Consider the following 13,958-nt stretch of genomic DNA (forward strand, 5'->3'; position numbering starts at 1 on the left):
CGACCCGGGAGCGCGTGAGGGGGCGGGCACGGAGGCGGCGGCAGCCGCGGTCTCAGACCCCGACCCGGTCGGCAGGGACGTACTGTCGGTTGAGGATGTCCTGAACATCGACGTGCTCTCCAGCGATGATCGTCTCGGCCGCATGCGGGGTGAGCAGTGCGACGTGCTGATAGCCGAACAACGTCGGCCGGATCCGGGTGAGCAGCTTCGAGAGCCCACTGAGGATCGCGGGGAGGGGGCCGCGGCCGCCGAGCAGGGACCAGAACGGCGCCCCGGTGGAGGCGATGTCGAGGACGTCGTAGCCCGCGTTCCGGACGGTGCGGCGCAGGCTGGCCCGGGTGAAGAAACGCAGATGTGTTTCGTCGAGGATGCCGCGCCGGTCGTAGTCGAAGATCCCGAGCGCGACCCGCAGCCGTGAGTACCAGTGGCTGAAGTTCGGTACGGAGAGCAGCACCTGGCCGCCTGGGCGCAGCACCGTCGCCACCTCGGCGAGGACGCGTTCGGGGCGGGAGAGGTGCTCGATGACATCGCCGGCGACCACATAGTCGAAGTCGACGCCGATCTCGGTGGGCAGCCCCTCCTCCAGGTTGGCGAGATGGAAGTGTGCGCACTTCTCGCGGACACCCGGCACCTCGATGTAGTCGACGCCGGTCACTTCGTGGCCGAGCGCTTCGAGGCGCTGGGCGAACAGTCCGCCGGAGCAGCCGAGATCGAGGACGCGGCCGGGCGGGAGCGCCCGCATCTTCTCCAGGATGACGGCGTGCGAGGAGCCGTCGCCCTCCTTGAAGGCGTACTCGACGGGCTTGGGGATCCAGGCGCAGGTGCCGAACCCCTTGACGGCGAGGCGGTATTCGAGGACGTCCTTGACGACATCCTTCGCGTACTTCATACCGTTGACGTAGCAGATCTCGTCGCCGTAGTACGTCGGTACGGGGATCTCCTTGATCCGCATTCCTTCGTTGAGCAGCTGGACGATGATCTGCGTGTCGAAGTCGAACGCGTCGGTGTTCCGGCCGATCGGCAGTTTCTTGAGCGCCGCGACGCTGTAGGCGCGGTAGCCGGAGTGGAATTCGGTGAGCTGCGAGCCGAGGAGCCCGTTCTCCAGCCGGGTGAGAATGCGGTTGCCGAGCCATTTGTACACCGGCATGCCGCCCTTGAGAGCGCTGCCGGACTTCATCATCCGCGATCCGAACACAGCCTCGCATTCACCGCGTTCAATGGGTTCGACCATGTCGGGAAGCAATTCGGGGGCATACTGTCCGTCGGCGTGCAGCAGCACGATGATGTCGAGTCCGTGTTCGGCGGCCAGCGCGTATCCGGCCTTCTGGTTCCCGCCGTATCCGAGGTTCTTGGTGTGCCGCATCACGATGGTCCGGGGCATCCCCTCCGTCTGGGACCAGCGGCATCCTGCGGTGAAGGTCGCGTCATGGCTCGCGTCGTCGAGAATGAGGACCTCCGAGATCCGGGACCGGAAATCCTCCGGAATCCGGTCGAGGGTGTTCTCCAGCGTCGTCTCGGCGTTGTACGCGACCACCAGAATGCCGATCCTGGGGCTGGGGCTTTCCTTCACGGGAGGTTCTCCAGTTGTGCTCGGGTGTGGTCAGTTGACGGCGGAACCGGACGGCTGTGAGGCACGGGGCGCCGTGGCCGACGCCTGTTCGGCGGAGGTAGCCGAGGGCGGGGCGGCGAGGATCTTGCGGACGCCGGTGACCAGCCCGACCGCGAGGACGAACCATCCGACGGCGCCGAGCTGCAGCACCGTTTCGCTCCAGCGCACGGCGGACCGTCCCTGGTAGCCCAGGACGGCCGTCCAGCCGAGCAGGCAGCTGTACGCGAGTCCCTCCCAGAACCCGATGACGAACATCGCGGCTGCCGCCCAGGTCAGGTACTGGAGGGCGGAGGCGGTGGAGAGGAGGAGCAGCAGGCCCATCGTCACGGCGACGACCCCGGGCAACTGCGCGGGCCGCACCCAGGCCAGCCAGACGCCGACGACCACGCAGATCAGCACGAAGAGGAAGTGGCCCTCGCCGCGGATGAAGGCGATGAACGGCTCCGGCAGTCCGAGCACATCGGCGAACCGGACGAGCCCCCAGAGGCGGTAGTTGCCGCCCGCGTACTCCAGGACGTTCGCCTTGAGGTTCTCCGGCACGGTCACCAGGACCGGCCCCCAGACGAGGGCGATCAGAGCGGTGAACCCCGCGGTGAAGCGGACGAACACCGGCCGGCCGCCGCGCAGCGCGACGACGAACAGCGCCGGGATCACCACGACAGGGATGAACTTCACGCTGATGGAGAGCGCGGCGGCCACCCCGGCGGCCAGCGGTCTCTTCCGGTCGGCCAGCAGGTACGCGGCGGCGAGGGCGAAGGTGATGGCGACCGCGTCCGTGTTGCCGTGGTACCCGGAGGTGGCGATCAGTACGGGGCTGAGGGCCACGCCCGTTCCGCAGGCCACCGCGGAACGGAGAGAGCGGCGCCGCCGGACGATTTCGAACACGACGAGCGCGCAGAAGAAGTCGGCGATCGAGGCAGGTGATCGGATCAACGTCCCGAACGACATTCCGAGTTCGGCGAGTTCATTCAGCCCGAGAAGCATCCATCCGGCCAGCGGCGGATGGTTGTAGACGGGCAGGCCGGGCAGCGGCTGCTCATAAATGCGAATGGGGCCGTAAACGGTGATGGCCTTTGCGAAACCTTGGAAGATGCGCACGTCGGCGGGGCCCGGCGTGTTTGCCGCGATCAGCATTCTGACGAGCAGCCCGACGGCTGCGGCGACGAGCACGGCGGCTCTTGCGCGTCGTACGTTCCAGGTGTCGCACCACATTCGGATACCCATGAAAACAGAACGTAGCAACCAGAGACCGCTATGCAGCGCACCGATCAACATACTTAAGCGGGCTGGTAATAGATTCCCTGCCGAACTGCACCCGCACCGGATGGCGCGAATCACTCGAACGGTTCATGCAGCCTGCATTCCGACGAACCCGTTCGCGTTCACCGCCGCTTTCTCCCCCGAGCCCGGTACCGGCCCCCACGGCGTACGGGAGCCGGTACCGGTGAACACCGCTGCGCCGCCTACAGCATCCGGTCGACCACCCGCTGCGCCGCATGCCCGTCGTCGAGATCGCAGAAGTCCCGCCGAAATGCCTCGTACGCCTGCGCGTGTCCCTCGGTGGCCCGGACCGGATCGCGCAGCGCCTCGACGAGGCCGTCGGAGTCGGGGATCAGAGGACCGGGAGCGCGGTTCTCGAAGTCGAAACAGAAGCCGCGCAGGGTGTCGCGGTAGTGGGTGAGGTCGTACGTGTGGAACAGCATCGGGCGGCCGGTCTGGGCGAAGTCGAACATCAGCGAGGAGTAGTCGGTGACCAGCACGTCACTGATCAGCATCAGCTCGCCGACGTCCCCGTAGCGCGAGACGTCCCGCACGAAGCCGCTGCCGGTGTCCGGGAGCCGGTCGGTGACGAGATAGTGGCGGCGCACCAACAGCACACTGTCGGCGGCGAGTTCTCGTTCGGCGGCCGCCAGATCGAGCTGAAGGTCGAGGGCGTACCTGCCGCCGCCCTGCGGCCGGTCCTCGCGCCAGGTCGGCGCGTACAGCACGACCCGCTTGCCGGAGGGGATCCCCAGCCGCTCCCGCACCGAGGCGGCCACCTTGGTGCGGTCCGGCGCGTGGAAGAGGTCGTTGCGGGGGTAGCCGCACTCCAGCATCTCCCCCCGGTAGCCGAAGGAGCGCCGCAGGACGGGGGTGGAGAAGCTGTTCGGGGAGACGAGGACGCTCCACTGGCTTGCGCGCTGTTCGATGGTGGCGATGTAGCCGGCGTTGGCCTGGGCGGTGCCCGCGAGGTCGAGGCCGATGCGCTTGAGGGGCGTGCCGTGCCAGGTCTGGACGACGGTCTGGCCGTCGCGCCGTTCGAACCATTCGGGCAGCTGGGTGTTGGTGACGATGTGGCGGCTGCGGGCCAGCGCCTCGTGCCAGGCGGCGGAGCCGTGGACGACGGCGGTCGCGCCTGCCGGGATGCGGGCCTGCTGATCACGGACGGCCCACAGGTGCTCGAACTCGGTGGTGCGGGTGGCCAGTTCCTCATGGACCGCCCGCGGCGAGTCGGAGTACTGGCGGCCGTCGAAGCTGCTGTAGAGGACGGCGTCGCGCAGCGGCGCAGCGGTGCGCTGCCTGCCGTACGCCTCACGCAGCAGCCGCTTGCCGCGGGCGCCGCGTTCGGCGACGGTGAGCATCGACGCGCAGTCGATGAGCAGCTGGTCGTGGTAGCGCCGCTCGATGACGTACGTCCGCCCCGCAAGGGTTCGTCGGGCGGGGAGGGTGCGGTGAGCGGCGGCCGGGACGCGCAGCGGCAGGTCGAGCGCGTCGTCGGTGGCGCCCTTCTCGCGCAGGAAGAGGTACCAGTGTCCCTCGCCCAGGGGCAGTGCCCCGCCGGGTGTCTCGACGGCGTCGGGCCGCAGCTCGGCCAGGAACCGGCGGGCCTCGGCGGGCCCGGAGAGGGCCACCGGGAACACGGCCTCCTCGCGGTGTCCGCTGTGCCGGGCGACCAGCTCGACGAGGCTGTCCCTGGCGCCGGGGAAGGTGCCCTCCAGGAGCAGCAGGCCGTCCTCCGTCCAGCTCGCCAGCTCGCAGGCGGGCTGCACGGTCCGGTCGCTGATCAGCAGATTGCCGCGGGAGCCGGCGGTGAGTGCGAGCTCCCGCCTGCCGCCGTCGGATCCACTCGCGACCGGGTAGCGGCCCGGCAGGACGGGGCCCGGCACATCGATCGGTGTCCGACGGCCGTCCGGTCCGACGAGGTGGAGGCTGTACGGGACCGCGCCCGCGCCCGTCGGCGGCCGGGCGTCGGTGACCGCGCGGAGCGGGATCTCGGCGGTGAAGCGCCGCCAGCCCGCCGCCGACGGCACGGCGCCCTCGTGGACCGTCGCCGGACAGTCGACGGAGGTGCCGGAGGGCCGGTGGGTGAGGCCGATCCGCAGCGGGCCCTTGCCGAGGCGGTCGCGGATCATGCCGTCGATCACCACGGTGCGTGTCCCGTCGCCCGCGTCGCCCTCACGGTGCGTCTCGAACCGGGCGTCGATCCGCTCGGCGTGCAGCACCAGCCTGCCGCTCTCGAAGGCGGGCACGATCCGGTGGTCGCCGTCCGGCCGGTGCACGGGCGGCGGCGCCACCGCCTCGTCGGTGGAGACGTCGGAGCGGCGCAGCATCCCGTGCCCGGCGATGCCGATTTCGAGACGCCAGGTGAGCCGTTCGGCAGAGCCGCCGGGATCGATCCGGAGCCTGGCCGGGTCGACGACCGTCTCGAAGCCGGACCGGCCGTAGTCGTGCAGGCTCTGCCGGGAGCGTGCGGTGGCCTCCGGCTCGTCGACGGTGCGCAGCCGCAGCGGCACCAGATGCCTTCGGCCGGCCCGTAGCCAGCCGGCCCGGAACTCGCTGTGCCGCGAGGCGGCGGGCAGGTTGCGGATGTACGCGTACCCCTTGAGGTGCAGCTTCCCGCCCTGCCAGTGCGCCTCGCGCAGCCGGGCGGTGAGCGGCAGGTCACGGTCGCCGACCCGCAGCACCGACCGTGGCACGGGCCGCGTCAGTCCCGGGTACGAGGCGCTGCGGCGCCGCACGCCCCGTACGGCGAACGCGCCCGGTTCGGCCTTGTCGTGGGCGAGCAGCGCCAGCAGTTCGTCGGTGCGCCGTTCGCGTACGAGGTGCCACATCAGGCGCAGGCGCAGCGGCAGCCCGTCGAGGACGGTGGGGTCGACCTGGTCGGTGAACTCGTTGGCGTACGTGAGGAAGGCGCGGCGGTACTCGTCGTCGCCGTCGGGCAGCGCCTCCATGAAGTACCAGAGGTCGTTGGCGAGGACGTGGGCCTCGTAGCGGCGCTTGTCGGCGGCGCTGCGGTGCTCGTCGAGGAAGGTGGAGACGCCCAGTACGTGCGAGGCCCGGTCCTGGATGCCGCGGACGACGGCGCGGCGGGTGGTGATCGAGCCCGCCCGGTCGCGCCAGTGGTAGACGGGGTCCTTGACGACGTCGACGGTGCGGGCCAGGAAGTGGGCGGGGAGGACGACGGGGATGTCCTCGTAGAGGGCGCCTACCGGGAAGGCGAAGGCGTGCTCGTCCCAGAAGGACCGGCGGAAGACCTTGTTGCAGGCGATCCGGTCGGCGGCCAGGTCCCAGTCCCGGGAGATGTGGGTGCGCAGCCGGGTACTCGCCATGGGCTTGCGGAAGTTGGGCGACTGCTGGAGCTTGCCGGAGGCGCGCAGCCGGAGCACATTGCCGGACGCGAGGTCGGAGCCCGTCTCGTCGAGTGCGCCGACGAGGAGTTCGTACGCCCGGGACGGGAGGATGTCGTCGCTGTCGACGAAGGCGAGGTAGCTGCTGCCCGGGTCGCAGTTGCGGACACCGGTGTTGCGGGCGTGCCCGAGTCCGCCGTTCTTCTGGCTCACCAGCCGGAAGCGGCTGTCCTGTGCGGCGAACGCGGTGGCCAGGGCGGCACTGTCGTCGGTGGACCCGTCGTCGACCATCACCACCTCCAGATCGGCCATGGTCTGCTCCGCGAGGGACTTCAGGCAGTCCGTCAGATAGAGCTCGACGTTGTGGACGGGGACGACGACACTGAGCCGTGGCGGCATGTTGAGCACGTCCGTTCATCGGGGGCCTGGTTGTCCGTACGGCTCAACCCCGTGAACGCCCGGGGGTCACCGGTTACGGCCTCGAACGTGTGACATTAGGCGCCGTCCAGGAACAGTCGTCGCACCACGCGCTCGGCGGCGCGCCCGTCGTCGTACGGACAGAACCGCTCCCGGAACGTGGCCCGGAGCGCGGTGGTCTCCGCCGACCGCCACTCCCCCGACCTGAACACCTCGATCAGTTCGTCCTCGGTGGTGGCGACGGCGCCCGGGGTGTCGCCGGGGCGGCCGGACAGCAGGTCGAAGTACGTGCCGCGCGAGGCCCGGTAGGCGGCCCAGTCCGGGGCGTAGCTGATGATCGGGCGGTCCAGGCAGGCGTAGTCGAACATCAGTGAGGAGTAGTCGGTGATCAACGCGTCCGAGGTCAGGCAGAGTTCCTCGACGGACGGGTGTCCGGTCACGTCGATCACGCGGGCGCCGTCCAGCTGCGCGGAGCGGCCGTAGAAGTAGTGGGCTCGCACCAGCACCACGTAGTCCGGACCGAGTTCGCGGGCGAGGCGCTCCAGGTCGAGGTGGGGGACGAAGCCCTTGCGGTAGTCGCGGTGGGTCGGTGCGTACAGCAGGACGGTCTGTCCGGGGGCGAGGGAGAGCCGGTCCCGGAGTGCGGCCCGCTGCGCGGCTGTGGCGGTGAAGAAGATGTCGTTGCGCGGGTAGCCGAGGTTCAGATGCTCGTACGAGGACGGGTAGACCCGGTCCCAGATCTCGGTGGCGTGCGGGTTGGCGGACAGGGAGAAGTCCCACTGGTCGGCGTGGGCGACGATCTTCTCGAAGCTGATTCCGTTGGTGAGGGCCGGATAGGCGCGCTGGTCGAGCCCCATGGTCTTGAGCGGGGTGCCGTGGTGGGTCTGGAGGTAGACCTGGCCGGGGCGTTTGGTGAAACCTCCGGGGAAGCTGGAGTTGTTGATCAGATACGTGGCGGTGGCCATGGCCCGCCAGTAGGCCCGTGAGCCCTCGATGACGTACGGGACGCCGGACTCCATCCGGTCGCGGTGGCGGGACGAGACGACCCAGACGCCCCGGATGTGCGGGGCGAGTTCGCGCGCCTTGGCGTGGATCGCGGCCGGGTTGCAGGCGACGCCCCGGTTCCAGTAGGCGCCGTACACCGCGAGGTGGGGGTCGAGCGGACGGTGCAGGTCGGTGCGGTAGGCGGCACGCATGACGCGGGCGCGCAGCGTCTTCTTCCGGCGGCGCAGGGCGGCGGCGGTCCGGGTGCGCCGGTCGCGGGCGGCCTGCCGGGCGCGGTGGGCGGTGTAGCTGCCGGGGAGGCCGGCGGCACGGTGGAAGGCGGGGCGGTCGGGCGGAGCGATCCGGCCGGGATCGGCGAGCACGGCGCGCAGATGGCGGGTGCGCGCCTCCTCGACGCGCGGGTCGTGGCCCGTCTCGGTGCGCAGCCGCTCGTACGCGTCGATGACCGCGAAGTGGTGACGGCCGGGGGTGGTGGCGAAGGTACCGGTGCGGCGGATGCGGTGGCGGACACAGACCCGGTCGAGCTCGGCGAGGGTGCCCGCGTCGGCGGCGAGGAGTTCGGCCCGGTGGACGGGGAGGACGTCCTCGTAGGGGCCTTCGGTGAAGTGGAGGCCGTGCGCGGTCCAGAACTCCCGGCGGAAGAGCCGGTTGCGGACCGACGGGACATCGTCGGCGGGGGCGGTCTCGCCCCACCAGTCGACGCGGTCGTGCCCGAGGAGCAGCACGTCGGGCTCGCTCCGGGCGAGCCGGTCGGCGATCGCTTCCGGTGCGCCCGGTCGCAGCAGGTCGTCCCCGTCGAGGAAGAGCAGATACGTACCGCGTGCCTCGGCGGCCCCTGCGTTGCGGGCCGGTCCCGCGCCGCGACGCCGGGGTAGGTCCACCACCCTCACCCGTCGGTCGCGTTCGGCGAACCCGGCGGCGATCGCGGCGCTGCCGTCCGTCGAGCCGTCGTCGACGACGATCAGCTCGGTCCCGGCGCCCGACCGGTCGAGCACGGACTCCAGGGTCGCCCTGAGATATCCCTGAACGCGATGGACAGGCACGACAACGCTGAGACGGAGCATGGCAGCCGAGCGTAACCGTGCGCACCGCTTGCCGAATCGCGCGTTCACCCGTTCGGGTCAGTGCCGGTGACCCGGAGCGCCCGCCCGGGTTGACCCGGGCATGAAGCCTCGTCTCAGTGTCGTCGTCCCCGTCCACAACGTCGAGGAGTATCTGGAGCCATGCCTGCGATCGGTGGCCGAGCAGTCCGTCGACGCCATCGAGGTGGTGCTCGTCGACGACGGTTCGACGGACGGCAGCACGGCGATCGCCGAGGCCTTCGCCGCCCACGACCAGCGCTTCCGCTATGTCCGCCAGCCCAATGCGGGGCTGAGCGCGGCCCGTAACGCGGGGGTACGGCACACCACCCCCGGCGTCCCGTATCTGGCGTTCGCCGACAGCGACGACATCGTCGTCCACGACGCGTACGAGCGGATGCTGGCATCACTGGAGTCGACCGGATCGGACCTGGCGGCCGGCAATGTCTGGCGGCTGACCGAGCAGGGCCGGCAGCAGGCCTGGCAGTACCGCTGGCTGACCGCGACCCGTGCCCGCACCCACATCAGCCGGGACCCCCGGCTGCTCGCCGACCGGGTCGCCTGGAACAAGGTGTTCCGGCGTTCGTTCTGGGACCGGCACGCCTTCGCCTTTCCGGAGGGGAAGCTCTACGAGGACACCCCGGTGATGATCCCCGCGCACTTCCTTGCCGGCTCCGTCGATGTGCTGCACGAGCACGTCTACTACTGGCGGGTGCGGGAGGGGTCGATCACCCGGCGGCGTACGGATGTGAAGGGCGTACGGGACCGGATCGCGGCCTGCGAGCAGGTCAGCGCGTTTCTCGGCGGGCGGGAAGCGAACAGGGGCGCGCGCCGGCGCTACGACGCGTCCTGCCTGCGCGACGACTTCGTGTATTTCCTGGAGGGGCTGCCGATGGGCGGGCCCGAGTACCGGGACGCGTTCATGGCGGGAGCGGGCGCGTTCCTCGACCGTGCGGGGCCGGCGGTCCTCGACGAGCTGCCCGTGGAGCTTCGGATCAAGTGGCAGCTGGTGCGGGAGCGCAGAATGGCCGAGCTGCTGTCGGTCCTCGCCTTCGAACAGGCCAATGGCGCGGGAACGTTCGCGGTCACCGGGGTGCCGGGGCGGCGGCGGGCGTCCTTCCCGGGCGTGCCGGAGAGCGCACGCCCGGCCAGAACCGATCTCCCGGCGGTGGCGCGGCTGCTCAGGGCGGAGTGGGGCGGCGACGGGAAGCTCCGGCTGCGCGGATACGCGTACATCCGCAATCTGTCGGCCTCGGCGCCGCGCCACTCGCTGAAGATGGGGATGGTGCGCGCGGCCCGCGGCACCCGGCTGCGGACCGTGCCGGTGCGGAGCGTTCCCGCCCCCGAGGCGACCATCGACTCCGGTCAGGAGTTGCACAGTTATGACCGGTCCGGCTTCGAGCTGGTCCTCGACCCGAGGCGGCTGCGGCCGGGCAGCTGGCTGGTCGGCGTGATGGTCGCCGGGCACGGTGTGGTGCGGCGCGTCGCGGTGCGGGCCCTTGAGGCGGGTGCGATGCAGCCGCTCGTCCACGACCTGGGCGACGGGCGGCGGGCGGTGCTCGACTACCGGGGCGGACGGCTTCAGCTGACCGTGGCGCAACTGTCCGCCCGGTGCGAGGCCCATCGCACCGGGGACGAACTGGAGCTGACCGGCCGGCTGTACGGGGGCGTGCGGCCGACATCGCTGGTGCTGACGTGCGACGGGGCGCCGGGGAGCGAGTACCGCTACCCGTTCGAGTGCCGGGCCGAAGAACGCTTCACGGTACGGATCCCGCTCACCGACCTCGCCCGCATGGCGGACGCACCCCGCCCGCCGCACCGGGCACCGCGCGAGGTCGAGGCGGAGCCCGGCGGGCGGTGGCGGGCACGGCTGATCCTGGCGGACGGCGCCCGCGTGCCGCTCCCCGCGGCACCGGACCTGCCGCTTCCGGCGCTCGCCGACGCGGGGGGCGAACTGGTCCTGGACCTGACCGGGCAGCCGGTCGTGGACCGGGCCGGGTGGACGACGGACGGGGCGCTGCGCCTGGAGGGCGCGGCAGGTTCGGCTCAGGGCGCACCCCGGCTCGTACTGCGGCACGACGCGCTGCGCGAGACGGTGACCCTCCCGGTGACGCACGACGAGACGCCCGGAGGCCGGCGCGCGGCAGGCCGTTTCACCGCGCTCCTCGCCCCGTCGGTCGCAGCGGGTCTGCACGAGGGGCGCTGGGATTCGCATCTGGGCGGGCTGCCCGTCCGGGTACTGACCGCGCTCACCGCGCGGCTGCCGCTCCGCCGGATGGGCGAACACGCCAGCGGTGTAAGGGAGTTCACGCTCGACCGTCGTCACGGCGACCGGCTGACCGTGCACGCGGGGCCGGTCCTCGCACCCGCCGAACGGGGCGCGTACCGCCAGGCCGCGCTGCGGGGCACGTACCACCCGGCCCAGCGCGGCCTGCCGCTGCGCGACGCCGTCCTGTACACCGGCGGCGACTCCCCTCGCGCCGTCCACCACGAACTCGTGCGCCGAGAAGTGGAGTTCGAGCACCTCTGGGTGACGGACGGGCGGGAGGACCACCTTCCGCCCGCAGCCGTGCCGGTCGTCGAGCACAGCACCGCCTGGTACGAGGCTCTGGCCCGGGCGCGCCGGATCGTCACCGCCGGCCAGCTGCCCGAGTGGTTCGAGCGGCGCCCCGGGCAGACGGTCGTGCAGACCTGGCACGGCACTCCGCTCGGCCGCTTCGGCACCGACCTCACGGACTCCCTCTACACCGACCACCACCACCTGGCGTCCCTGCCGCACCGCTCCGCCCAGTGGTCGGTCCTGGTCTCCCCCAGCAGCTGGGCCACGCCTCATCTGCGCCGGGCACTCGCCTACGACGGCGAGGTCCTGGAGGCCGGGTCGCCCGCCAACGACCTGCTCTTCGCCGCCGACCGGGCGAAGACCGCCGAGCGGGTACGGCGGAGGCTCGGCATCCCGGCCGGGCGCCAGGTGGTGCTGTACGCACCGACCTACCGGGACCACCTGGCCCACGCGGCCGTCGGCGCCCACCGCTATCGCTGGGATCCGGCGCTCGATCCCTCGGCCCTGTCGGAGGCGCTCGGCGACACTCACACCGTGCTGGTGCGCAGGCATCCGCGGGTGACCGGCTCCGTGCCGGACGGCCCCCATGTCCGCGATGTGTCCGCGCACCCGGACACCGCCGAGCTGCTGCTGATCGCCGATGTACTGGTCACCGACTACGCCGGGCTGATGTTCGACTTCGCGCACACCGGCCGCCCGATGCTCTTCCACACGTACGACCTGGAGCACTACCGCGACACCGTGCGCGGCTTCTGCCTCGACTTCGAGACCCGCGCACCCGGCCCGCTGCTCGTCGGCACGGACGAGATCGCCCGCGCGCTGCGCAACCCCGGCACTCTGGCCGCGTCGGCGCAGCGGCATGCGGAGGCGTACGAGAGCTTCCGCAAGGACTTCTGCGACCTGGACGACGGCGGGGCGGCGGCCAGGGTCGCGGACCGGTTGCTGGCACCGCGGACGGCGGAGCGGGCGGTCAGTTCTCCTTGAGGGCCGCGACCGCCGAGGCGGCGAGATCGTCCAGGTACCCCTTGGGCAGCTCGCTGCGGACCACCGCGAGCCGCCAGTAGAGCGGTCCGACGATCAGGTCCAGCGCACGGTCCGGGTCGCTGCCCTCGGGCAGTTCGCCGCGGGCGACGGCGTCCCGGACGACGACGGCGGCGATGCCCTGCTGCGGGTCCAGCAAGGCCGCCTTGATCGTGTCCGAGATCTCCGGATTGCGCGCCGCCTCGACCAGCAGATCCGGGATGACCTGCGAGGCGACGGGGTGACGCAGGGCGTAGGCGGCCAGCTGCAGCACGGCGCGGACGTCCCCGTACAGCGAACCGGTGGCCGGAGCCGGCATGCCCTGGACCGCGACGGCGGAAACCAGGTCGAGAACCAGCGCCAGCTTGGACTTCCAGCGGCGGTAGACGGCGGTCTTGCCGACGCCCGCGCGCCGGGCGATGCCCTCGATCGACATCCGGGCGAAGCCGACCGCCGCCAGCTCCTCGAAGACGGCGCTGCGGATGGCATCGGTGACGTCCTCGCGCAGCACAGCGGCTCCGGCGGGGACGCGGCGGCGGGTTCCCGGGTCGGTGGTCATGGCCAGAATGATAGTCCGTAACGACGAAACGGTTGCGTTGCGACGTCCTCGGTCCTACTCTCGACGTAGCGACGATACGGTTCCGTTCCGGCGATCGCGTGTGTTCCTGCCCTCCCGTCGAAAGCGATCGTGGTGAGCCAGACAACAGCCTCAGCGACCCCGCCGGCCGCACCCGCCCCGGCGGTGACCGACGCGGTCCCCGCCCACGCGCTCCTTCCGGTGTACGAACCGGGCGAGCTCGCCGCGCTCGCGGCCCGGCACGGGCTGACCGTGAGCGGCGCCCGGCCGCCCCTGGGCGCCTACATCCGACAGCTGTGGGGGCGCCGGCACTTCATCACGGCATTCGCCACCGCCAAGCTCACCGCCCAGTACAGCCAGGCGAAGCTCGGCCAGATCTGGCAGATCATGACCCCGCTGCTCAACGCGACGGTCTACTACTTCATCTTCGGCGTCCTGATGAACACGAAGCGCAACGTCGAGGACTTCGTGCCGTTCCTCGTCACGGGCGTCTTCATCTGGACCTTCACCAGCAGCTCGATCACCGCGGGCACCCGCGCGATCAGCGGCAACCTCGGCCTCGTACGGGCCCTGCACTTCCCGCGCGCCTCGCTGCCGATCGCCCTGGCCCTGCAGCAGCTCCAGCAGCTGCTGTTCTCGCTGGGCGCGCTGGTGCTGATCCTGATCGGGTTCGGGCAGTTCCCGCGGCCGTCCTGGCTGCTGGCGATTCCGGCACTGTTCCTGCAGGCCGTGTTCAACACCGGCGTCTCGATGGTGGTGGCGCGGCTGGCCGCCCGGACCCCGGACATCGCCCAGCTGACGCCGTTCGTCCTGCGCACCTGGATGTACGCCTCCGGCGTCATGTGGAGCATGGACTCGCTGCTCAAGGGGGACCGGGTCCCGCACGTCGTGAAGGTCGCGCTGGAGTGCAATCCCGCCGCCCTCTTCATCGACCTGATGCGGTTCTCCCTGATCGAAAGCTTCAGCGCGTCCCAGCTGCCCCCGCATGTGTGGGCCATCGCCGCGGGCTGGGCGCTCGTGTGCGGGGTGGGCGGTTTCGTGTACTTCTGGAAGGCCGAGGAGCTGTACGGACGTGGCTGAGAAC

General features: G+C 71.1%; 7 protein-coding genes. 2 read left to right on the forward strand and 5 right to left on the reverse strand.

What is annotated here, in order from left to right; genetic code table 11:
• Positions 1–52: 52 nt before the first annotated feature.
• The 4 genes from AB0I23_RS06640 to AB0I23_RS06655 form a co-directional block, all read right to left on the reverse strand.
• The gene (locus AB0I23_RS06640) at positions 53–1,570 is read right to left on the reverse strand and encodes a bifunctional glycosyltransferase/class I SAM-dependent methyltransferase (protein WP_359107433.1); all 1,518 of its coding nucleotides are present in this window, start codon (positions 1,568–1,570) and stop codon (positions 53–55) included.
• A 30-nt stretch (positions 1,571–1,600) separates the two neighbouring features.
• Positions 1,601–2,821 (reverse strand): glycosyltransferase family 39 protein, encoded by a 1,221-nt coding sequence (locus AB0I23_RS06645; protein ID WP_436846885.1) that lies wholly within the window; start codon positions 2,819–2,821, stop codon positions 1,601–1,603.
• 251 nt (positions 2,822–3,072) lie between these two features.
• Positions 3,073–6,615, reverse strand: coding sequence for a bifunctional glycosyltransferase/CDP-glycerol:glycerophosphate glycerophosphotransferase (locus AB0I23_RS06650; RefSeq protein WP_359107436.1), 3,543 nt, complete (start codon positions 6,613–6,615; stop codon positions 3,073–3,075).
• 95 nt (positions 6,616–6,710) lie between these two features.
• On the reverse strand, positions 6,711–8,702 hold the full coding sequence (locus tag AB0I23_RS06655; protein WP_359107438.1) for a bifunctional glycosyltransferase/CDP-glycerol:glycerophosphate glycerophosphotransferase: 1,992 nt from the start codon (positions 8,700–8,702) through the stop codon (positions 6,711–6,713).
• 100 nt (positions 8,703–8,802) lie between these two features.
• On the opposite strand from AB0I23_RS06655, the gene AB0I23_RS06660 reads away from it, so the two are divergent.
• The gene (locus AB0I23_RS06660) at positions 8,803–12,261 is read left to right on the forward strand and encodes a bifunctional glycosyltransferase/CDP-glycerol:glycerophosphate glycerophosphotransferase (RefSeq protein WP_359107440.1); all 3,459 of its coding nucleotides are present in this window, start codon (positions 8,803–8,805) and stop codon (positions 12,259–12,261) included.
• On the opposite strand, the gene AB0I23_RS06665 is transcribed toward AB0I23_RS06660, so the two are convergent.
• On the reverse strand, positions 12,248–12,856 hold the full coding sequence (locus AB0I23_RS06665; RefSeq protein WP_359107442.1) for a TetR/AcrR family transcriptional regulator: 609 nt from the start codon (positions 12,854–12,856) through the stop codon (positions 12,248–12,250). The two genes, AB0I23_RS06660 and AB0I23_RS06665, sit on opposite strands and share 14 nt — an antisense overlap.
• Before the next feature lie 129 nt (positions 12,857–12,985).
• Here AB0I23_RS06665 and AB0I23_RS06670 point away from each other — a divergent pair, with 129 nt between their 5' ends.
• Complete coding sequence (locus AB0I23_RS06670) at positions 12,986–13,954, forward strand: ABC transporter permease (protein WP_436846882.1); 969 nt, start codon at positions 12,986–12,988, stop codon at positions 13,952–13,954.
• Positions 13,955–13,958 lie beyond the last annotated feature (4 nt).

Origin of the sequence: Streptomyces atratus (genome assembly GCF_040655115.1) — a bacterium.
GTDB lineage: Bacteria > Actinomycetota > Actinomycetes > Streptomycetales > Streptomycetaceae > Streptomyces > Streptomyces atratus_D.

Bases quoted from the DNA above. Each gene is read 5' to 3' on its own strand.
- AB0I23_RS06645 (WP_436846885.1), bottom strand. From the start codon at position 2,821: ATGTGGTGCGACACCTGGAACGTACGACGCGCAAGAGCCGCCGTGCTC.
- AB0I23_RS06650 (WP_359107436.1), bottom strand. From the start codon at position 6,615: ATGCCGCCACGGCTCAGTGTCGTCGTCCCCGTCCACAACGTCGAGCTC.
- AB0I23_RS06655 (WP_359107438.1), bottom strand. From the start codon at position 8,702: ATGCTCCGTCTCAGCGTTGTCGTGCCTGTCCATCGCGTTCAGGGATAT.
- AB0I23_RS06660 (WP_359107440.1), top strand. From the start codon at position 8,803: ATGAAGCCTCGTCTCAGTGTCGTCGTCCCCGTCCACAACGTCGAGGAG.
- AB0I23_RS06665 (WP_359107442.1), bottom strand. From the start codon at position 12,856: ATGACCACCGACCCGGGAACCCGCCGCCGCGTCCCCGCCGGAGCCGCT.